This window comes from Planctomycetaceae bacterium (assembly GCA_039680605.1).
Taxonomy (GTDB): domain Bacteria; phylum Planctomycetota; class Phycisphaerae; order SM23-33; family SM23-33; genus JAJFUU01.
The window spans coordinates 162,531-183,864 of record JBDKTA010000025.1 but is presented as its reverse complement, the minus strand read 5'-3'; the positions used below and the strand labels follow the sequence as shown (position 1 = coordinate 183,864).

The window sequence follows — 21,334 nt, the reverse complement described above, 5'->3', positions numbered from 1 at the left end:
ACGAAAGGGATCTCCATGCTCCGTCTGACTGCTGTTGCCATCGTGGCGGCCTTTGCCGCCTCGCCCGTGCTGGCCCAGGAAGCCCCTGCTCACAAAACCGACTGGCTTTACAATGCCCGCTGGGGCGTGATGTATCACTTTTCCTCAGGCCAGCGCTCCGGAAAGCTCCAGACCAAGGAAGACTGGAACAAGTGCGTCAACGGTTTCGACGTCAAGGGCCTCGTCAAGCAGCTCAAGGACGTCGGGGCGGGCTATCTGCTGATCACGGCCGCCCATTACGGCAACGGTCTGTGCCCGCACAAACTGCTCGACGACGGCAAGTTCCCCACTCGCGACCTGGTGCCCGAGCTGTCGGACGAGTTGACCAAGAACGGCATGCGCCTGATGCTGTACTACCCCACGTTCATGGGCGATGCCGACGGCGTGGCCAAGAACATCGAGATCATCGCCGAGCTGTCCAAGCGGTACGGCAAGAAGGTCAGCGGATGGTGGCTCGACAACAACTGCGGCGACGAGACCCGCCAGAAGGCCCTGGCCGAGGCCGCCCGCAGCGGAAACCCCGACGCCCTGATCGCCTTCAGCCCGCCCAAGGGCAACCAGCGCAACAGCCCATTCGAGGACTACACCGCAGGCAACAACGCCTCGGCCGGCACCGTGAGCTGCACCGAGCGGTTCATCCAGGGGTTGCAGTGGCACACGCTGACGCTGATCGGCAAGAACTGGGGCGGCAACGACAAGGACCACGGCGCTCCGCGCCAGGGCATGTCGCCGGCTAAGGCCGCCTCGATCACCGTCCAGCACGTCAACGGCGGCGGCGTGATTACCTGGGACTGTTCGTGGGAGATGAACGGTCTCATCCGAGAGGACGTGCTGGCGTGCCTCAAGGCCATCGGCGAAGCGGCCCGGGGATGCAAACGCGACACGCCGGCGGCCAAGGGCATCACCGCCGGCGGCGCCGCCGCGGCGGCTGCGGCGAAAACCGAGTGGCTCTTCAACGCCCGCTGGGGCGTCTCGGCGCTGTACAACACCGACAAAGCCGCCAATGACGCCGCCGCCTGGGAAGCGGCCGTCAAGGACTTCGACGTCAAGGGGCTCGTCAAGCAACTGGTGGACCTCAAGGCCGGGTACGTCATTTTTGCCGGTCGCCGCCCCGGCGCCCTGCCCCTGGCGCCCGAGATGCGCAACGGCAAGCCCTTCCCCTCGCGCGACGTGGTCGCCGAACTGGCCGACGAACTGGCGGCCAATAAGATCTATCTGATCCTGCAGATGCCCTGTGGAAACGAGGCGGACGTCAAGACCATCGCCGAAGCCTCCAAGCGCTACGGCAAGAAGGTTGCCGCCTGGTGGATCGAGAACCAGGACGTGACGGAGGAGCTGGCCAAGTCGCTGGCGGCCGCGGCGCGGTCGGGCAACCCCGACGCACTGCTGACGCTGTCGGGCGGCACGCCGCACTCGCGAAAGTCGCCCATCGAAGACTTTACCAACGGCCAGGAGATGAACGCCGGCGGACTCGAGTGCGAGTCGCGCATCGTCCAGGGGCTGCAATGGCATACGCTGGCATTCCTGGGCTACCGCCGCAGCGACAAGTGGAAAGCCGGCGGCTATGAGCCCTACAAGGTGGCCGAGATCACCAGCAAGATCGTGATCCCCGGCGGCGTGATCAGTTGGCGCACCTATCTCACGCCCAAAGGGCTGATTGGCGAGGGCGACATTCCCTGCCTGGCCGCGGCGGGCAAGAACGCCACCGAGGCCAAACGCGAGGTCAAGCTCGTCGAGGACAAACTGCCCAACAACCCGGTGCTGGGACCGCCGCCGGAGAATGCGGCCGCCACCACACTGGTACACACCCGAGCGCGGGCCATCAGTGCCAAGATGGACTGGTTCCCCGAGCGCCAGGACAGCCTGGGCGTCCTCATCGGCTGCGGGCAGACGCACATGCACTTCGTCCGCTCGCAACTGCTGTTCGACCTGTCCAAGGTTGACAAGAGCAAACCGCTCCTTCAGGCTCGGCTGTACCTGTACTTCAAGGGCCAAGCCGTCGGCAACCCCACCAGCGAGCGAAACCAACTGAGCATCACCCGCTTTCTCAACGAGATCCCCGACCGCGACTATCGCTGGTATCTGGCCAACTACGCCCGCGAAGGCCAGCAGATGCAGTACCTGGTCAAGGAGGGCATGCTGGAAGTGGACGTGACGGAGATCGTCAAGGCCTGGCTCGGCGGGGCCACCAACGGCGGATTCCGAATGTCCACCGCCGATCTGGGCGCCGCCTGGCAACGGTTCTCGATGACCTGGCACGCCTTCGACAGCGAACCCTATGAGGCCAAAGACCATCCCAACGGACCGCGACTGGTGATTTACCAGAAGAAATAGTTCGAAGTTCGGAGTTCGAAGTTCGAAGTGCGGACAACATAGGTCCCATCCGTCCCATAGGTCCTATGTTGTTCGTCCTATGCAAGGAAACTGCCCATGAAAAAGACACAACTGATCCTGATGCTATGTTCGACCGCTGTCGTTTGCGCCTTGCTGATCGCCGCCACGTGTGGCGTTGCCCCGGCCGCGCCGGCGGAGGAAGCCAAGCCCCACAAGACCGACTGGATGCACAAGGGCAAGTTCGGCGTCATGTTCCACTATTCCCAGGCGCTGTTCGGAAAGTTCGGCTCGGAAGAGAAGTGGGACAAGGCCGTCAACGACTTCGACGTCAAAGGCCTGGCCAACCAGCTTGAAGGGCTCGGCGCCGGGTGGTTCCAGATCACCACGCGGCACATGGGGCTGCAACTGGCCCCGACCAAGGCCTTCCGCGACGGCAAGTACCCCACGCGCGACCTGATCATGGACCTCGGCGACGAGCTGCCCAAGCACGGGGTTCGGCTGATGCTGTATTATCCCACGGGCATGGGCATCAATCCGCCCGAGAGCTACAAGGGGGCCGCCGCCACGGTCGAGGAACTTTCCAAGCGTTACGGGACGCGCGTCAGCGGGTGGTGGTTCGACAACAATACCGGCATCGCCGAGGCGCAGAAGCTGATCGCCGCGGCCGCCCGCAGCGGCAACCCCGACGCGATCATCGGCTTCAGCCCCGGTCACGGCCCGCGCCGCAACACGCCGTACGACGACTTCACGGCAGGCAATCAGCATGTTCCGTCTGTCGGCATGTGCGGCGGGCGGTGGGTCAGCGGGGCCCAGTGGCACATCCTGACGCACATGGCCCACAACTGGGGCGGGGCGTGCAAGCAGCGCGAGGCCTCGCGGTTCTCTCCCGAGGCGGCCGCCCAACTCACCAAGAGCATCGTCGATAAGGGCGGCGTGGTGACCTGGGACGTGGCCTTCAGCAAAGAAACCGGCCTCATCGCCGACCCGTGCATGGTCCCGCTCAAAGCCATCGCCAAGGCCCTGGGCACGGCGAAGAAGGAGTAGCTCTCAGCTCTCAGCTTTTAGTGATCAGTGAAAACTGACCACAGAGGCACAGAGATCACTGAGGCAAAATATTTGAGCCTCGAAGAGGCTCCAGAATTTAGCCGGAGGCGTGAGCCTCCGGAAGAATCGCATCATATTTCCCCGCCTCGCAGAGGCGGAAGGTTTCTAAAGCCCTGCCAAAGCCGACAACCTGCCGCCTCTGCGAGGCGGTTGGCTGTTCCTGGGCCCTATGTTCCTATCCCTGCCGGAAGAAGACCCGCTTGGCCACGCGTGTTCTCCTTGTTATCGTACTACTATGCTCGTAGAAGGTACCCACTCCAGTTTGCCAGTTCTGCTATTCACATAAGGAAGAAGAAACTGGGAAGCACCGGCTGCCTCCAGCGTATCTCCTGCACGTGAACCGGAACAAATCTTGATTGATAGCTGGTAGATCTCTCCGCCCCAGCGCACCCGCGTTCGTACAAGGCGTACAAATCTAATTCGTGTGCCAACCGGGAGAATCTCTGCAACCAAAGGAAACTTGCCCGGATGTGCAAGGTACTCTTCTACGGTCTTTGGAGTATCTTCATCTCCAACGCCCACTAAAAGACGAATATCCGAATTCCTTTTGATGATGAAAACACCACGCGTCAGTATATACTCTTGCGTCACGCCTCCTTGGACATTATTCGTCACATCCTCAGTCATCGGATCCCGGATATATCTAACATATAGGTAGAGTGCTGTCGCAAGAACAAGACACAGTGCGACATATGCCAGATGTTGTATCTTCAACTCTTGGTCTCCTATCCCAGAAGATAATTGGCAAAGCATCTACTCTCTAGCAAGTCTGTGTCAGTGATACGTTGTGCCGGAGGAAAGACTGCTAATTCAGAATACGAGCGAACGACTCCCAGAAGGTTCTGTCTCTTGAATGTGTGGCCTCTATGTAAGTTTGCGACGTAAAGGGGATTTCATTGGTGGAGTAATTCGCCTCCTCCGTACCATCCGACTTCGCCAAGGCTACGTCGGACAGGGACAGTCTCTCTGCTGCAGGGCGGGCACTGGGGGAGTTGGGGCTGCGGGGTTTGAGAAACTTCCAAAGCGGCAGCTACGGCTGCCGCACTCCATAGTCTATTGCCCGCTTCTGCCATGCGCAGCGGCCTCATGTGTGGATCTTCAGGCATCCAACCCCAGCCTCAGCGGCGCCATTATATCGGGGCAGGCACGGCGGCGACAAGAGGTGAACTACATTCCAGGATTCCAACAACTGCTTGAACGACTCGACGATGAAGGCGCTGCCGTTGTCGGACTTAAAGACCAGCGGAGGGTCGTAGAGGCGCAAGAGCTGTTCGACCACGGCTGCGGCCGTGGCTGCATCCGCTGTCACGCATGGCAGGGCCTCCAGGTTCATGCGGCTGGCGAGGTCCCGGATGGGCAGGATTCGAAGATTGCCTCAAGGGGTAAAAAGTGCATAATACGCTTACACCATTGCAGTTATGACACTGCGGCCGCCGTCACTTCCATAAGTTATGTAATCATAATGGTTTGTGATTATGGGACCGCTGATTTCCTGCCGCTATGAGGGAGGGCGGATTGCACTTCCCGCGAAAGTGCTGTGAAAAGTACAACAAAGTGCAAGGAAATGGAATTGTGGTATAGCCAGTACCGCTTTCGGGTGACAAAGACCTTGCGACACAGAGACGCAGAGAAAACAATGACGGGAAAGGCTTCTTAAGACTTCCTTAATACTGTTGCTTTTCTGTGTTTTCTCTGCGTCTCTGTGTCGCATATTCTGGGTGCGAGAGAGCGGATGGGGCAGGTTCCCGCGAAACCGCTGTGAAAAGTACAACAAAGAGCAAGGAAGTGGAATTGTGGCGTAGCCCGTACCGCTTTCGCGGGCGACAAGGATTGGCGGTACATGGCGACCCGCTGCGCGTGTCGTAGGCCTCCGGCCCGCGGGACGCGGAGATTGGCATGCAATCTCTTCCTCAATTCCCTTACACTTCTTCCTCAGCGTCCTCGGCGACCTCAGCGGCTAATTTCTCTCCGCTTCCTGTAGCTGTGCGTGGCGGAACTTGATCGAGTAGATCCACGCTCCGGCTACCAGCAGGATGCCCATGCCCATGAAGCTCAGGATCTGCCAGATCGTGTCGGCGTCTTTGAGGATGCGGACCAGGATCGTGACCACCGCCAGCAGCAGCATTCCCAGCGCGAGATAGCGCACCTCGGCCCGCTTGAAGGCAAAGCCCAGCACGATCAGCATCGTCGACCACGCCGCCAGCCACAGCGACCAGCCCATGATCTCCTGTGACCAGAGGAACTCTGTGCCGCCGCCGGCCGCGAGCCAGCGGTCCACCTCGAAGCAGCCCGCCCACGCCACCAGCAAGGCCCCCAGCAGGTTTGCGGCCGTCACCACAGCGCCCAGCCACGACCAGTCTCGCCTGCGGATGTGCCACAGCAGCGCGACGGCGGCCGCGGTTGCCAGGCCCAGCAGCAACTGCGTATTGAGCAGGAACATGCCGCCCACATCGGCCCCTTCGCTCAGGCGTCGAGCGAGAGTATCGCAGCAGGCCCATTTCGCGGCGACAGCGGCCAGTGCCAGCGCCCCGATCACAGCCAGTCGCTGGTAATTCTTCCAGACCGCCAGCGCCGTCAAAGCCGCTGCCAGGGCGAGCCACCAGCAGGTGGCCGAGAGCACCGGGATCGTCAAGGCCGTCACGATGTCGAAGAGAATTACGCCTGTAACCGCAAGCGTCAATGCCAGCGCCGCTGCGCTGCCGCTGTCGCCGGGGCGCACCTCGCGCCCCAACAGGGCGGAGCAGCCGAAGATAACCCCCGCCAGGCCCACCCCCAGCAACAGCCGTAGCGAAAGGGGCGTCGTGGTCACGCTGAACAGGACTGTGTTGAGGTCGCCATCGCCGACGAAGTCCAGCGCCGCATAGTGGATCACGGCCAGCGCCAGCACCGCCAGCGACATCAGCATGATCATGGACACTCTCAGGCGGCTGGCCAGGACCATCGCGACCAGGGCCTCGGCCGCCCAGCCGACCGTCACCAGCGAGCCGTCGAACTGGATGGGAATCGCCAGCGCCGCCAGCACCAGCGCCTGCGCCAGGAAGACCTGGCCCATCAGGGCGCTGTTCCAGAGCCGGCGCAGCATTATCGTCAGGGCTGCGCAGAACGCCGTCAGGCCGGCGGCGTACAGGCCCATCCAAGCGTGGTACTGACCCTCGATCAGCAGGTACGTGAAGGTGAACATCAGTGCCATCGCCGCCAGCGACTGCAGGCACTCAATGGCCTCGTCGCCGCAACGCTTCAGGGCCGCCCTCAGCAGCACGTCGGCGATGAACATCGCAAAGAGGATCCAGATGAACGTCGACCAGAGCACGTTGAGACTCGCCGTCGTTTCAACGGGTGGGGCAACACCGACATGTTGGTCCAACCAGTACAGGCCCATCGCTGCGGCCGTCCAGCCCAGCACTCCCAGGCGCAAGGCATGCATCTTCAGCACCCAGCACAGGGCCATCACTACCACGGCCAAAGCCAGCACATGGCCAAGGAATATTGCGTCGGTCAGCCCCGAGTCCAGAGCCACCAGTCCCGCGGCCATCGCCGCGCCGGCGACGGCGAACTTCGCCGGGTTGACGAGGCCTCGCACGCTGGAGCGTTCGAGCACGCTCTCCAGAACGAACAGGCCCATGAAGACCCACATCCAGGTAATGGTGTGCCACATCGGCCAGTGCAGCATCGCTGCGCCCGCCGTGACGGCCACGACGGTCCAGCCCAGCGGGGCCAGCGTGGCGCCATGCCATCGCCGCGCGCGGCAGAGCGTCAGCATCACCGCGTCGAGGGCGAGCAACTGCATTGCCAGCAGGCTCGGGCCAAGATCGCTGCTTTGGCCGGCGAGCATCAGCCACCCCAGGACGGTGATGGTCCCGGAGGCCATTATCACTGTCGGCGAGACGCCCTCGCGCTGCAGCAGCGACTCTGCCAGCGCCGCCAGCACGATCAGCCATCCATAGACGCACAGGCTCGCGATGCCGGCTTGAGGGTGCCACATCGCCCACAGCCAATATGAGATGCCCAGAATAATCACCGCCGTCGGGGCAAGTTCCGGCACTTCGCGCCACCGCGCCCACGCCATTGCCCCGCCCAGCACCGCCAGCGTCCCGATGGCGAACCAGTGTACCGACGCCGCCTGGCCGCACAGCGCCCAGAGATTGACCAGCATGATCGCGCAGACCAGCGGCAGCAGGACGTTCAGGAGCGACGAATCCGCCCGGTCGCGCAAGGCCGCGACCACCAGGAACGCCGCGAACTCAGCCGCCAGCACCCACGCCAGGACCGACTGGCTGGCAAGTTGCCCGCCGTCGTAGAACTTCGCGGTCCAACCGGTTACCAGGGCAACCGTGCCGGCCAGCGCGATCGGCGCCAGCCACGGCCACCGCTTGTACAGCGCCAACGCCAGGAAACCGGCGTTGATGACGATCAGGTACGTCATCAGCGCCAGTTGCCGGTCGACGCCCGTGCTGAGCAGGATCGGCGTGACGATGGCGCCGATCAGCGAGATCAAGGCAGTCGTCACCATGTTGCTTCGAAGGGACAGGACCATCCCCAGGGCCGTTACGCCGCACATCGCCGCGAAGGCCGCCTCCGTCCCGATCAGGCGAAACTCTGCGAACAGACCGCTGGGCGAGGCCACGTAAAACGTTGTATAAAGCCAGACGATCCCGCCCCCAAAGACGGCGGCGGCAAAGTATCGCATCTGCTTTCGCAGTGTCCATTCGGCCAGGACGATCATGGCCAGTCCCCAGATCACGCCCATGATGCACCGCGAGAGGGGGTTGATCCATTTGTGCTCGATGGCGTAGCGATAGAACAGGAACCCGCCCACCAGCAGCACGGCGATTCCGACCATGAGCATCCATCGCGTGCCGATACGCTGCTCGAGCGTGACGCGGGGACGCGGCGGAAAATCGCTGGCCGGCGCGATCGCAGGCGCGAGCACGGGCGGGACGGGAGCTTCCGGCGCAGGCTCGGCGGGCGCCGGCAGGGGCGGAAAGACATCCGCGGTCGCAGGCACCTGGGGCGGCTGAGGCGGCTGGGGCGCGGTCTGCACCGCCGCAGGCAGGATCGGCGGCGGAAGCGGCGCAGCGGGAGCGGGGGGCTTGAACTGTGCAGCCGCCTCTTCGGGCGCGGCCATCGCCTGGGCGCGGATCGACAGCACCTGTCGCTCCAGGTCGTAGAGCCTCTGCCGCATCTGGCGGAGGTCTTCCAGAACCTGCGCCAGTGACGCAAGATTGGGCTGGTCGCTCATGGGCTATCCTTTCCCCGACGGCAAGGGACAATTGGCACGCAATCATCGTACTGTGCGCGGCGGGGCTGTCAAGCGTCCCAGCATGGCGATGGGAAAGCGGCGCCATGCCATCCCGGAAAGGGTTACACTACCGGCTGCACAATCGAAAGGAATGTCATGAAGAAGTTGATGTGGACCTGTGCCCTGATTTTGGCTGTGACCGCTCCGGCCTGGGCGGCGGAGGAGGAACTCAATCAACCGCTGGAGTGCATGAAGCCTTACAAGTTCAAGGCCTTCGGCATCGCGGCGTTCTGCTTCCACAATTATCCCGGCACCGACTACACGCTCGATTATGCAAAGAATCTTGAGGCCGCCAACTTCAACATCGCCATCGAGACCGGCTACATGCTGCCGTTCTACGAGAAGACCAAGGTCAAGCAGATCGTCAGCCTTATGGTCTCCGACACGCTCAAGGAACGTGACGTGCATGGCACCAAACGCACGCACCCGATCGAGCAGGGTTCGAGCGTGGCCGACGCGGCAAAGAAGTACGCCGCCAGCGAGACGGTCGTCGGCTACCAGGTCGGCGCCAAGTACGGCAAGGCCATGCCCTCGCGCCTGGCGGCCGAGGCCAAGGCCGTCGACGACCTCAAGAGCGGGCACTTCCCGTGGATTGCCCATTGCAGCGACCTGACGGGCCAGGCCAAGGCCGGCGTGGCGATCCTGAGCCTGGAGACCTTCGGGCGCATGAAGCACGACGGGTTCGGCTACGACAACAAGGGTTGGCCGCACGACAAGCGAAACGACTACTGCGACTGGATGGAGGCGGGGCGGCGGATGGCCAACGAAGCCAACATGGCGTTCTGGCCGATGCTCCCGGCGGCCACAATTTCTAAAGGCCAGGGCGAGTCACAAGGCAGCCTGCACGGGGCGTCGGAGATCCGCTTCATGGTGCTGGCGCCGATTGCCTACGGCGCCCAGGGTGTGGTGTACTTCGGCTATTCGACCGCCCGCGAGATCTGGCAGACGAACGGGTCGAGCTATGCGGCCGCACGCGACGTCAATAAGCTTGTCGCCGACGTGATCGGCCCGCGCGTGCTGGGGCACCGCAGCATCGGCGTGTTCCACTCCCAGCCCGACGCACCGGGCAACACCAAGGCCAAGATCATCAAGAGCGCCTTGATCGCCGGCGAGGGCAAGCTCATCGAGAAGATGGACGAAGCCCTGATGGCCGGCGTGCTGGTGAAGGAGGCCGACTTCAAGAGCGGCGCCAACACCCCGCACTACGTGATGCTCATCGACGCGCGGACGGCGATTCTCAAGGGCGAGGATGCCCTCAAGCCCCGCGAGGTGAGCCTGACGTTCGGCCCATCCGTTCAGAGCGCCGAACTCGTCCCCGCCGCCGGTGAAGAGGCCAGGAAGTTCCAGCGAGAAGTGAAGCTGACCCTGCGCCCGGCCGACGGACGCCTGATCAAGCTGACGATGAAGTAATGGGTGCCCCGCACAACGCCGTTGGGCGTGTCCCTGACCTCAGGGTCGGGGAGCATGGGCGAGACGCCCATGCCACAAAGCAAGAGCATGGGCGAGACGCCCATGCCACAAAGATCGCCATGGCACCCAATGAAGGAACGAATATGACGAACAAAAAGGTTTTTCTTGCCGCAGTCATCCTGGCGATCACACCGATTTGTGCGGCGGCCGATCTGCCGGCGAAACATCGCACCGACTGGTTCCATGAGGCGCGATGGGGCGTCATGTATCATTTTGTTGCCACCTGGCTCAAGATCGAAGATCGCGAACTTTGGAACAAGACGCTGCGGGAGTTCGACACCGACGGGCTTGCCCAGCAACTCGCCGATGTCAAGGCGGGGTATCTCGTCATCACGGCTACGCATTATGGGTTCCCGCTGTGCCCCAACGCGCAGGATGAGGGGGGCAAGCTCCCCGCCGTGGACCTGATCCCGCGGCTGGCCGATTCGCTGGCGAAAAAGAACATCCGCCTGATGCTGTACTATCCCACCGGTATGGGCGGCGACGGCTGGCAACGCAGCGAGAAGGTCATCCGGGAGCTGTCGCTGCGGTACGGCAATAAGGTCAGCGGCTGGTGGCTCGATAACAATTCGATGTTCCAGGAGGACCGCCAGAAGGCCATCGCCGCGGCCGCCCGCGCGGGCAACCCCGACGCGATCCTCGCCTTCGCCGGGCCCAAACGCCAGCAGCGCAACAGCCCATACGAGGACTTCGCCGCGGGCAACACGCGCCCCGCGCGCGAGGGCAAATGCTATGGGCGCTTCATCGAAGGCGTGCAGTGGCACATGCTCTCGCACCTGGCGCTGTCGTGGTGTACGAACTGGAAAGAGGTCGAGACGCGAGGCGACAACTACCCGCGCTTCTCCGACGCCGAGGCCGCCGCCATGACCGCCGCCATCGCCGCCAACGGCGGCGTCACCACCTGGGACACCCCGCCGATGCGAACCGGGCTGATCAATCCCAAGTTCCTCGCCCAGCTCAAGGCCATCGGCGAAAAGACCATGTCCGTCCCGCGAAACCCGGACCCGCTGGCCGCGCTCGATCGACCGAAGATGCCCAACATTCCGCCCGTGCCCGCCGCCGCGGCCGGCGCGACGATCACCACGCTGGCCGCGAGCCACTGCCGCATCGCCGACGCATCGAACTTCCGCCCGGCCGATCGCTGCATAGGTCGACTGGCCACCTCCGTCGGCACGCAGCATCATCACTTCATCCGAGGATTCCTGCAGTTCGACCTGTCGAAGATCGACCGCTCCAAGCCGCTGCACTCGGCCGTGCTGTACCTGCACCTGAACGAAACCGGCCTGGCCCCATTTGCCGGCAGTCCGCTGGTCGTCAGCCGCCTGGCTCAACCCCTCGATGCGGCCAAACCGTACGAGACGCCGATCGTCGCGGGGGGCGAAGCAGTCGCCGACGACCGCAAGGCCGGACCTGTCGCCGTCGACGTGACGGAGATCGTCAAGGCGTGGCTGTCCGGGGCGCCCAACTGCGGTCTGCGTCTTTCGGCCAGCGGTCTGGGCGGCAACTGGACTCGCTATCCGCTGACGACGAAGGAATATCAGGCCGGCGCCTACGAGCCCAAGACCAACCCCAACGCCCCGCGCCTGGAGATACGACAGTAGGGCGTGAAGACCCGTAAAGGCCTCACGCCCTACATTCAACCGGAGAGGGCGGGATTCGAACCCGCGGTGCCCTCGCGGGCACACTGGTTTTCGAAACCAGCACGATCAGCCGCTCTGTCACCTCTCCTGCAATCGCAAGTCGGAGCATTGTATCCCCGCGCCGCCCCGCTGACAACCGCGTTCCCGCCGCCGAGAGGGATTTCCTCCCGGCGCGCCGCAAGCACTGGCAAGCGATCGCCGACATGCTTAAGAAAGACCCGTCGCCGCGGGTACGAGCGGCCGCCGCGACTGCGCTGGGGCAGTCTTATGCCTGCGGGGCCGTTCCGGTGCTTCTGGAGTCTCTCGACGACAGGGAGGAGGCTGTGTATGCAGCGGCTCGTCGCGCGACGATCAGGATCTGTGGCGTTGAGGCAGGCTTTGAGGGCACCGACCGTCGTGCTCAGGAAAAAAAGTACTATGAATCACACTGGAGGGTTTATGGCAAAACAGTAAGACGCTATCACGAGCAGCAAGACAAGTCCTTCGAGTGAAGAGAAAAGTGTTTGCCGACGGCCGTTGGGACGATACTATTCATATGCGGCGGCGCTGTGGCCGTTGCGACATGATTAACCCCGATTGGGATTGGTTGTATCATGATTGAACTACGCTGGGGGGTTTCTGAGTTGATCGCCCAGCGGAGGTTCTGGCTGTTGCTGGCGGCGGTGATCGTGGCAGGGGTGCTCGTGTTCATTTTCGCCGGCGGCGGCAGTGGCGACGAGATAGACTCCCTTCGTGAATCGGCCAATATTCCCGCCCTGGCAGAGATCGTCAAGTCAGCGCCGCCCGAAAAGGCGCGCCGCGCGTTGTGGGCCATCAGTCAGGTGGGCGGCCCCGAGGCGGCCAAACCGCTGCACGAGGCGACCCAGGCCCCGGACTGGAAGGTGCGCGAGGTGGCGGTGCTGACCCTGCCGATCGTGACGCGGCGAAAGCACATCGACGAACTGGCGGACTTGCTCAAAAACGACCCGGCGCCGCAGGTTCGGGCTGCGGCCGCTACCGCCTTGGGGCAAGTTTACGCCTGCAAAAAGGTTCCCGAGCTGGTCGATTCCCTCAGCGACAAAGACCCGCTGGTTCAGCAGCAGGCCAAGTGGGCCGTTGTTCGGATCTGCGGCGTCGAGCCGGGATACGAGTCGCCCGCCGAGGCGGCCAAGCACCAGCAGAAATACTACACGTCATACTGGAATATCTACGGCAAGACCATCACGCGCTACCACGAAGTACACAATAAACGCTGAGAAAGAAGGCTTCGGTCTTCAGGCCTCGGGCCTCGGGCGCTTGCGCCGGAAGTCCGAAGTCCGAGGTCTGGAGCCCGAAGCCCGAAGCTTGCATCATCTGCCGAGCACATTTCTTGCCGGTTGCGGCGGACCCTGTTGCCGCGTGAGGCGCATGAATCGTATGTTCCCTTCGGAGCGAAACCCTATGGGGCCCCGAGCCCCGGAGGAGGGAACAACGTGTTTAGTATTTGCTTCAAGCGGATCGTGGCGGCGTTGATTCTTGCGGCTGCCCTGGTGGGCTTTGGCTACACCATCATGGCGAAGGCGGCCTGTGCCGACTGGTCGTCGGCCACCACGCGCGTTCGCCAGGTGGAGAGCATGACTCGGGACATCCATCCCTGAGTGGGCTCACGGGCGGTCGGCGGCGACTGCCGTAATGGCAACGCCGCCGGTGGGCGCGGTGGAATTGGCAGGACGCCAGGGTGGGAAAAGTCGCGGCGGAGGCACTAAATGAAGAAGTAATTCGTTGTGTGAATTACTTCTTCATTTGGGGCCATGTACCCCCGCCCAGCGCAAGTATTCATCAAAGCCAGACAACGGCTTTGATAAATACTTGGTGCCTCTGCCGCGACTTTTCCCATGACTGAGGCAGGGCCCTGGCGGCTGGCATTTGCATCCGGTACGCAGTTTGCATACCCTTCATGAGGAAGGGGTGCATTCATGCGACTGGACAAATTAACGGTTAAGGCACAGGAAGCATTGGCGGGCGCCCAGGGCGTCGCGTCCGAGGCCGGGCACGCCAACATCACGCCACTGCACCTGCTCAAGGCGCTGCTGGAGCAGGAGGGCGGGCTGACCGGGCCGCTGCTGGAGAAGATCGGCATTCCGCAGGACCGCGTCGCCTCGATCGTCGACAGTGAGCTCAAGCGCATGCCCAGCCAGAGCGGCGCCGCGGGGATGGGCATCGACTCGGCCACCAACGCCGTCCTCACGCGCGCCCAGCGAGAAGCGGCGAGTCTCAAAGATGAATACACCTCCGTCGAGCACCTGCTGCTGGCGCTGTTCGAGGAACCCTCGCCCGCGCGCGACGTGCTCAAGACTCTCGGGGCCGATCGCGCGTCGATCCTGGCGGCCATGAAGGACATCCGCGGCAGCCAGCGCGTCACCGACGCCAGTCCCGAGGACAAGTACCAGGCCCTGCAGCGCTACGGGCGCGACCTGTGCGATATCGCCCGCAGCGGAAAGCTGGACCCGGTGATCGGGCGCGACGACGAGATCCGCCGCTGCATGCAGGTGCTCACGCGCCGTACCAAGAACAACCCCGTGCTGATCGGTCTGCCCGGCGTGGGCAAGACGGCCATCGTCGAGGGGCTCGCCCAGCGCATCGTCAACGGCGACGTGCCCAGCGTGCTCGAAGGAAAGACCATCGTCGCCCTCGACATGGGGGCGCTGCTGGCCGGGGCGAAGTATCGCGGCGAGTTCGAAGACCGCCTCAAAGCGGTCCTGAAGGAAGTCACCGGCTCCGACGGGCGGATCATCCTGTTCATCGACGAACTGCACACGGTCGTCGGCGCGGGGGCGGCCGAGGGCGCCATCTCGGCGGGCAACCTCATCAAGCCCGCACTGGCCCGCGGCGAACTGCGCTGTATCGGCGCCACCACGCTCGACGAGTACCGCAAGCACGTTGAGAAAGACGCCGCCCTCGAACGGCGGTTTCAGCCGGTGGTCGTCGACGAGCCCTCGGTCGAGGACACCATCGCCATCCTGCGCGGGCTCAAGGCCCGATACGACGCCCACCATGGTGTGCGGATCCAGGACGCGGCGCTGGTGGCGGCGGCCGTCATGAGCCACCGCTACATCTCCGACCGCTTCCTGCCCGACAAGGCGATCGACCTGATTGACGAAGCGGCCAGCCGCCTGCGCATCGAGAACGATTCGATGCCGGCAGAGATGGACGAGATGCGCCGCCGCATCATGCAGATGCAGATCGAGCGCGAGGCCCTGCGCAAGGAGACCGACGAGGCCAGCAAGCAGCGCCTTGAGGAACTCGAGCGACAGTTGGCCCAAATGCAGGAGCAATTCGGGCAGCTCCAGGCCCGATGGCAGAACGAGCGCGACGCCCTCAACGCCATCAAGACCCTCAAGGTACAGATCGAGGCCAAGCAGACCGAGCTTGAACAGGCCCAGCGCAGCGGCGAACTCGAGCGGGCCGCCCGAATCCAGTACGGCGACCTGCGAGACATGCAGAAGCAGGTCAAGGACGCCGAGGAGAAGCTCGCCGCCCTGCAGGCCGCCGGCGGACTGACCAGCGAGGAAGTCACCCCTGAGCACATCGCCGAGGTCGTGGCCAAGTGGACAGGCATTCCCGTCGCCAAGCTCATGGAGTCGCAGCGCGAGCGCCTGCTGCACATGGAAGACGCCCTGCGCGTGCGCGTGGTGGGGCAGGACGAGGCCCTGCGCGCCGTCGCCGACGCCGTGCGGCGAAACCGCGCCGGCCTGGGCGACCCGCGCCGGCCCATCGGCAGCTTCCTGTTCATGGGGCCTACCGGCGTGGGCAAGACCGAACTGTGCAAGGCCCTGGCCGAGCATCTCTTCGACAGCGAAGACGCCATGGTCCGCATCGACATGAGCGAGTTCATGGAGCAGCATTCGGTGGCGCGCCTGATCGGCGCCCCGCCCGGATATGTCGGCTATGAGGAGGGCGGCCGCTTGACCGAAGCCGTCCGCCGCAAACCGTATTGCGTGGTGCTCTTCGACGAGATCGAGAAGGCCCACAGCGACGTCTTCAACGTGCTGCTGCAGGTGCTCGACGACGGGCGGCTGACCGACGGACACGGGCGGACGGTGGATTTCAAGAACACCATCATCGTCATGACCAGCAACATCGCCTCGGCCGTCGTGCAGGACCTGGCCGACAAGCACGCCGAGCAGTGGGAGATCGACGCGCGGCTGAACGAGGCGCTGCGGGCGCGATTCCGCCCGGAGTTTCTCAACCGCATCGACGAGACGGTCGTTTTCCACACCCTGAGCAAGGAGAACCTGCGGGCGGTGGTCGACATCCAGGTGCGCCTGCTCGAAGACCGCCTGGCCGACCGCAACATCACCATCGAGCTGACGGCCGCCGCCAAGGACCTGCTGGGCGAACTGGGCTTCGACCCCAGTTTCGGCGCCCGTCCGCTGAAGCGGCTGATTCAGCAGAAGATCGAGAATCCCCTGGCGTCGCGCATCCTCGAAGGCAAGATCAAGCCCGGCGAACACGTCAGCGTCGATGCTTCAGGCAAGACCTTCACCTTCACCAGCGGAAAAGCGGTGGCGGTGTGAAACAATAAATTCGAAATTCGAAACGACAAATACGAAGCAAGAAACAAGAACCAAAAGAGAAAAGAAGAGGAGTGGCATGGCAACACGCGAAGCGGGTCGCCATGGGGAAGCAGCAAGAGCACAGGTGAGAAGGGTGCCACGCACAACTCCGTTGTGCGTGTCCCTGATCTCAGAGATCGGGGAGCATGGGCGAGACGCCCATGCCACACAGCGGGAGCATGGGCGAGACGCCCATGCCACACGGCAAGAGCATGGGCGGGACGCCCATGCTACTCACGGGCAAGATGCCCGTGCTACTCTCGGGCGAGACGCCCGTGCCGTGGGGCCTACTTTACGTCGGCGATGGCTTTATTTCCCGGAAGGGCGTCGCGCAGGGCTTTGAGGCGCAGGAGCGTGACGGCCGAATTGAGCTGGATGTCGGCTTCGTACTGTTTCTTGAGCGCGTCGGTGAGGGCGGCAGGATCGATGTCCATCAGCAGGTCTGTCTTGCGGCGGATGTCCTGCCAACGTTTCATCTGGCGAGGCGTCACGCCGACAACCACATCCGGGTCCACGCCCCACTCGGTGCTGCCGTTCTTGCGGTGCAGCAGCCGTCCTGAGGGAAGATAGTAGTACGCCGTGGTGAGCTTGAGGAAGGCCTTCTTGTCTTCCAGGGGGATGATGTTCTGCACGCTGCCTTTGCCGTAGCTGCGGCGGCCGACGATGGTCGCCCGGCGAAGGTCCTTGAGGGCGCCGGAGACGATCTCGGAGGCCGAGGCGCTTTGCTCGTTGATCAGCACGACCAGGTCGCCGCTGAGGAACTGCCCGCTGCGATGGGCGTTGCGGGGGCTCTCGGGCACCTGGCGTCCGCGCGTTGAGACGATGCGTCCGCTGCTGACGAACTCGTCGACGATCTTGGTGGCCTCGTTGAGCAGTCCGCCGGGGTCGAACCGCAGGTCCAGGATCAGCGATTTGAGCCCGCCGGCGCGCAGTTCCTTGATCGCCTCGAGCATGTCGGAGTGCGACGTGTCAGTGAACTGCGTCAGACGGATGTAGCCGATCTTGTTGGGTTCGTCGAGCCAGAAATCCCACTTGCCGTCGTTGGCCATGCGCCATCCCTTGACGGTGCGGATGTGGATTTCGTCGCGAACGATGGGCACGTCAATGGGCTTGACCATGCCCGCCCGCGTGATCGTCAGCACGACCGTGCTGCCCTTCTTGCCGGTGATCATGCGAACGAGTTTATCGACGCTGAGGTCTTCGGTCGCCCGACCGTCGACTTTGAGAATTTTGTCGCCGACCTTGAGCCCGGCGCGGAAGCCCGGCGAATCGGGCAGGGGGGTCACCACCTCCAGGGGCTCTCCGGGCTCCTTGGTGATCTGCACGCCCACGCCGAAGAACTCGCCCATGGTCTGCTTGAGGAAGTCCGACACGTCATACGGCCAGATCATCGAGCTGAAGCGGTCCAACTCGTCCAGCAGCCCGTCGGCGAACTCCATCGCCAGCACGCTGGTGGGGATCCGCACGGAAGTCTCCGACGCCCGCAGCACGCTGTCCATTGCGAGCGTCAGGTCGAGCTGGTCGAGGTTGTCGCGCGTCTGGGCGATCTTGAGCTGGGCGTCGATCGCCGAAACAAACTTGTCGCGCTGCGCCGCCTCGCTCAGCAACGGAAACGACTTCTGCGCCTGGGGCGTCGTGGCCAGCACCCGAACGGCCTGCAGGCTGCCCTGGATGACCTTGCGGTAATCGACCGTCGTGACGTACGAATCGTTGAGGCGCTCGATGGCACGCTTGACCATGTTGGCGTCGATCCCGCTGGTCATGTCGCGCCAGGAGGTCTGCGAATCTTCGGCCTTGGCGCTGGCCGGGCGGGTCGTGGCGCCGGGGTTGAGGACGGCGTCCTCCTCGGCGGTCAGCTCCCCGGCGTCGCCGTATAGCCTCAGCACGCGCACGTGCTGGCGGGCAAGCTTGGCCTTGTCGGCGTAGAACTGCTCCCGCTGGGCGTCGAGGTCCTTGGCCAGTTCCTCCAGCGCGCTGTATGCCGTCAGCGCCTCGAACCAGCGGGCGTCGGCGGCGGCCTTGTCCGCCCGGGCGAGCGTGGCGGCGATGAGCGTCTTGTACCAGTCCTGCTCGCTATACGAATGATCCTGCCCGGCCAGTTCCTGCGCCAGGCGAGCTTGCGCCAGGGCCATGTGCCAGGGCTTCAGGACGACCATGCCCTGGATGTCGGTGATGCTCAGGGCCAGATCGGTCTGCTTTTCCCACAGCACGCCGCTGGCGTCGACGCGGGCGGAGGGGGTTTTCAAGTCAGCCCCCTGCCATGCCTGGCGCACGTCCTGCAGGCGAGCCACCGTGCGGGCGATCATCTCGCGCACCGATGCGGCGTAGGGGTCGTTCTGGGCGGCGACGAGGCCCTTGACGGACTCGATCAGCGGCGGGAGCTTGTCCAGGGATTCGAGCGTCTTGGTGCGGCGCAGGGCGGCGGCCTCGGCGTTGATCAGCGGCAGGTCGTCGCCGTTGCCCACCTCGCCGTAAGCGAGCACGAGCTTGCCCACCGCGTCGCGCAGGCGGTCGAAGAGGCCGCTCTTCTTGAGCGGTTCCTGGTGTTCCTGTGCGAGCATCGCCTGCTTCACGCGGGCGACGGCGTCGTCGAGCTCGCCCTCGCGCTCGCGGGCGTTGGCCGTCGATCGCTCGACCTGCCTTCCCAACAGCGCCAGCGCCGCCTGTCGGTCTGGACCGGCCGAGGGCAGGCGTTGAAAGGCGGCGTAGGCTTTTCCGAAATCGCCCGCGACGGCGATATCAAGCAATCCGCCGTACGAGACGTTCGGCGCTGCTGCGGCGGCGGTGGCGGCCGGTTGGGTCGCTGCCGGGGCGGGAGCGTTCTGCGCCGCGGCGATGGGCCATAGAGCCAGAATCAGTGCCAAGGCGGCCAGTACAGTCAGACGGTGCAATTTAGCGGTCAAAGTCATTCTCCTGAACAGTTAACCCCTCGTTTCATGGGAAGGCACGCACGGGTTTAGCGGGTCGGATGCCAATCGGAATCTTCGTCAGCGGGCGATTCTTCGTCATCCTCCGGCGTCTTCCAATTGTCCGCCTCGCTGAGATCGTCGATCTCGCGCTGGACAACCTTGAACATCTTCTCCTGCATCGGGGCAAGCTTGCTGTAGTAGTCGAGCGTGGCCTGGTAGCTGGCGACCATCTGGTTGATCTTGATCAACTGCCACTTGGTCAGGCACTCGCTTTCCTTGATGTTGTTAAAAGGGTCGCAGGTGAACCGCACCTGGCCGCTTTCGTCGCGGAGGAAGAACTCGCAGTCTTTGCATTGGATCATGCTGGCCTCTCGATATGCCGGCAGGATAAAGCCAGCATGCTATTTATCATACGGTAGCCGGGGCGGTCAGTTCAACAGCTTAACCCACAGATGAAAGCATCCTTGTTCAAGTGAGCCTCCTGGATAACCGACATGCCTATGGGATCGTTATGTATTGACTGGAGCAGGTGCATTATGTCCGCCATGAAATGTCTCACCGGTAGCGCGATCGGCCAGACCCTTGCCGGCGCCGTCGAACGGCACATTCCCCTGACGGTGACCGTGCATAACGGCCGCAGTTGGCAGAATCTGCACAGCCGCTGCGTCGGGCTCGACAGTGGATACCTGCTGGTCGAGATTCCCCGCAGCGACAGCGGACCGTGCCCGGCCCTTCAGTCGGCCCAGAGCGTGGGCGTCAACTTCAAGTACAAGCACCACAAGCACATCTTCATGACCACCATCGCCGGGGCGGGCTCCTGCCCTGACGAAAGCGGTTCGGACGTGCCCGTGCTGCGGCTGACTGTGCCGGTGGCCGTCCAGTGCCTCCAGCGCCGAGCGTACTCGCGCGTGAGCGTGCCCGAAGGCCGCATCGTGCGAGTCTCGTTCTGGGCCGGCGGCGTCGAGTCCGAACCCACCAGCGGCAGCGGCGACACGCCGGTCTGGTCCGGCCGGGCCGACAATCTCAGCGCCGGCGGCGTCCAAGTGGCCTGTGGCAAGGAAGTGTCCGGATACTTCGAATCGGGCGAACCGGTCGGCATGCATCTATTGTTCGGACTCGGCGCCGCCGGCGTGGGCATCGAGGCCCAGTTCCGACACGAGGAGCCGCTGGGCCAGGGCGTGCTGCTGGGCTTCCAGTTCGTTGGTCTTGAGCAGACCGAACAGGGCTGTGCCGCCCTGCGCGAGATCACGCGCTGGGTCACCCAGTTCGAGCGTGAATCGGCGAGATAGTCTGCAGTCTTGTTTTGTCAGCGGTCGAGCTTGCTCGACGCGGTTGTTTCCCCGATCCTGAAACCGCGCGGGGCAAGCCCCGCCGCTAACGTTGCGATTCTTCGTCCTGTCTTGTTCGCGGTTCGCTGCCCTTGCCTGCGGCGCGGTGGGCGTCTAAAATCGCGGCATGTCACAGACGCTGTACTATGCAACCTGGAACACGCCCTGGGGAACCATGGGGGCTCTGGCGCACACGGGCATCGTGCGGATCATTCTGCCTCACGACACGCCCGATAAGGTGCGCCGCGCGCTGCTGGCCGGCACCGTCGAGGCGCGCGAGGACGCCAGGCCTTTCAAGACGCTCATCGAACTGACGGGGGCCTACTTTGACGGCGCGGCGGTGGATTTCTCCCCGGTCGCCTGTCAGCTCGCCACAGGTGCATTTCGCCAAACCGTGCTCGACGCCTGCCGTAGCATCGGATACGGACGCACCGAAAGCTATGCCGCTCTGGCCCGGCACGTGGGCAATCCCAATGCCGCCCGCGCCGTCGCCGGGGCCCTGGCGGCCAATCCCGTACCGCTGGTGGTGCCGTGCCACCGCGTGATCTGCAGCGATGGATCGTGCGGCGGGTTCTCCGCCGCCGGCGGCGTACCGCTCAAACGGCGGATGCTGGAACTTGAAGGACACAGGAGTTGA

The 21,334-nt window shown here is 63.7% G+C and carries 15 protein-coding genes and 1 tRNA gene; 10 read left to right on the top strand and 6 right to left on the bottom strand.

The window, feature by feature from the left end:
- Positions 1-15 precede the first annotated feature (15 nt).
- Both ABFD92_08435 and ABFD92_08430 read left to right on the top strand, forming a co-directional pair.
- Positions 16-2,373, top strand: coding sequence for a DNRLRE domain-containing protein (locus ABFD92_08435; GenBank protein MEN6504550.1), 2,358 nt, complete (start codon positions 16-18; stop codon positions 2,371-2,373).
- Between the two features lie 96 nt (positions 2,374-2,469).
- The gene (locus tag ABFD92_08430; GenBank protein ID MEN6504549.1) at positions 2,470-3,417 is read left to right on the top strand and encodes a hypothetical protein; all 948 of its coding nucleotides are present in this window, start codon (positions 2,470-2,472) and stop codon (positions 3,415-3,417) included.
- A gap of 282 nt (positions 3,418-3,699) precedes the next feature.
- Here ABFD92_08430 and ABFD92_08425 read toward each other — a convergent pair whose 3' ends face one another.
- The 3 genes from ABFD92_08425 to ABFD92_08415 form a co-directional block, all read right to left on the bottom strand.
- Positions 3,700-4,191: a hypothetical protein gene (locus tag ABFD92_08425; GenBank protein ID MEN6504548.1), complete on the bottom strand. Its 492-nt coding sequence runs from the start codon at positions 4,189-4,191 to the stop codon at positions 3,700-3,702.
- Between the two features lie 370 nt (positions 4,192-4,561).
- A complete protein-coding gene (locus ABFD92_08420) occupies positions 4,562-4,837 on the bottom strand; it encodes a DDE-type integrase/transposase/recombinase (protein ID MEN6504547.1) in 276 nt (91 codons plus the stop codon).
- A gap of 597 nt (positions 4,838-5,434) precedes the next feature.
- A complete protein-coding gene (locus ABFD92_08415; protein MEN6504546.1) occupies positions 5,435-8,716 on the bottom strand; it encodes a DUF2339 domain-containing protein in 3,282 nt (1,093 codons plus the stop codon).
- Positions 8,717-8,872: 156 nt separating this feature from the next.
- On the opposite strand from ABFD92_08415, the gene ABFD92_08410 reads away from it, so the two are divergent.
- Both ABFD92_08410 and ABFD92_08405 read left to right on the top strand, forming a co-directional pair.
- Complete coding sequence (locus ABFD92_08410) at positions 8,873-10,186, top strand: hypothetical protein (GenBank protein ID MEN6504545.1); 1,314 nt, start codon at positions 8,873-8,875, stop codon at positions 10,184-10,186.
- 143 nt (positions 10,187-10,329) lie between these two features.
- Positions 10,330-11,847: a hypothetical protein gene (locus ABFD92_08405; GenBank protein ID MEN6504544.1), complete on the top strand. Its 1,518-nt coding sequence runs from the start codon at positions 10,330-10,332 to the stop codon at positions 11,845-11,847.
- Positions 11,848-11,887: 40 nt separating this feature from the next.
- Here ABFD92_08405 and ABFD92_08400 read toward each other — a convergent pair.
- Positions 11,888-11,974 (bottom strand) — tRNA-Ser (locus tag ABFD92_08400).
- Here ABFD92_08400 and ABFD92_08395 point away from each other — a divergent pair.
- The 4 genes from ABFD92_08395 to clpB all read left to right on the top strand — a co-directional run bounded on the left by ABFD92_08395 (position 11,931) and on the right by clpB (position 16,421).
- Entirely contained in the window at positions 11,931-12,377 is a 447-nt protein-coding gene (locus ABFD92_08395; GenBank protein ID MEN6504543.1) for a HEAT repeat domain-containing protein, read from the top strand. The two genes, ABFD92_08400 and ABFD92_08395, sit on opposite strands and share 44 nt — an antisense overlap.
- A gap of 102 nt (positions 12,378-12,479) precedes the next feature.
- Positions 12,480-13,121, top strand: a complete 642-nt coding sequence (locus ABFD92_08390; GenBank protein MEN6504542.1) for a HEAT repeat domain-containing protein — start codon at positions 12,480-12,482, stop codon at positions 13,119-13,121.
- 216 nt (positions 13,122-13,337) lie between these two features.
- The gene (locus ABFD92_08385) at positions 13,338-13,502 is read left to right on the top strand and encodes a hypothetical protein (GenBank protein ID MEN6504541.1); all 165 of its coding nucleotides are present in this window, start codon (positions 13,338-13,340) and stop codon (positions 13,500-13,502) included.
- Positions 13,503-13,820: 318 nt separating this feature from the next.
- The gene (gene clpB / locus ABFD92_08380) at positions 13,821-16,421 is read left to right on the top strand and encodes an ATP-dependent chaperone ClpB (protein ID MEN6504540.1); all 2,601 of its coding nucleotides are present in this window, start codon (positions 13,821-13,823) and stop codon (positions 16,419-16,421) included.
- A gap of 326 nt (positions 16,422-16,747) precedes the next feature.
- On the opposite strand, the gene ABFD92_08375 is transcribed toward clpB, so the two are convergent.
- Together ABFD92_08375 and ABFD92_08370 are read right to left on the bottom strand one after the other, a co-directional pair.
- A complete protein-coding gene (locus ABFD92_08375; protein ID MEN6504539.1) occupies positions 16,748-19,363 on the bottom strand; it encodes a S41 family peptidase in 2,616 nt (871 codons plus the stop codon).
- Between the two features lie 53 nt (positions 19,364-19,416).
- On the bottom strand, positions 19,417-19,731 hold the full coding sequence (locus ABFD92_08370; protein ID MEN6504538.1) for a hypothetical protein: 315 nt from the start codon (positions 19,729-19,731) through the stop codon (positions 19,417-19,419).
- 174 nt (positions 19,732-19,905) lie between these two features.
- Here ABFD92_08370 and ABFD92_08365 point away from each other — a divergent pair, with 174 nt between their 5' ends.
- On the top strand, positions 19,906-20,658 hold the full coding sequence (locus tag ABFD92_08365; GenBank protein ID MEN6504537.1) for a PilZ domain-containing protein: 753 nt from the start codon (positions 19,906-19,908) through the stop codon (positions 20,656-20,658).
- Positions 20,659-20,824: 166 nt separating this feature from the next.
- The gene (locus tag ABFD92_08360; GenBank protein ID MEN6504536.1) at positions 20,825-21,334 is read left to right on the top strand and encodes a methylated-DNA--[protein]-cysteine S-methyltransferase; all 510 of its coding nucleotides are present in this window, start codon (positions 20,825-20,827) and stop codon (positions 21,332-21,334) included.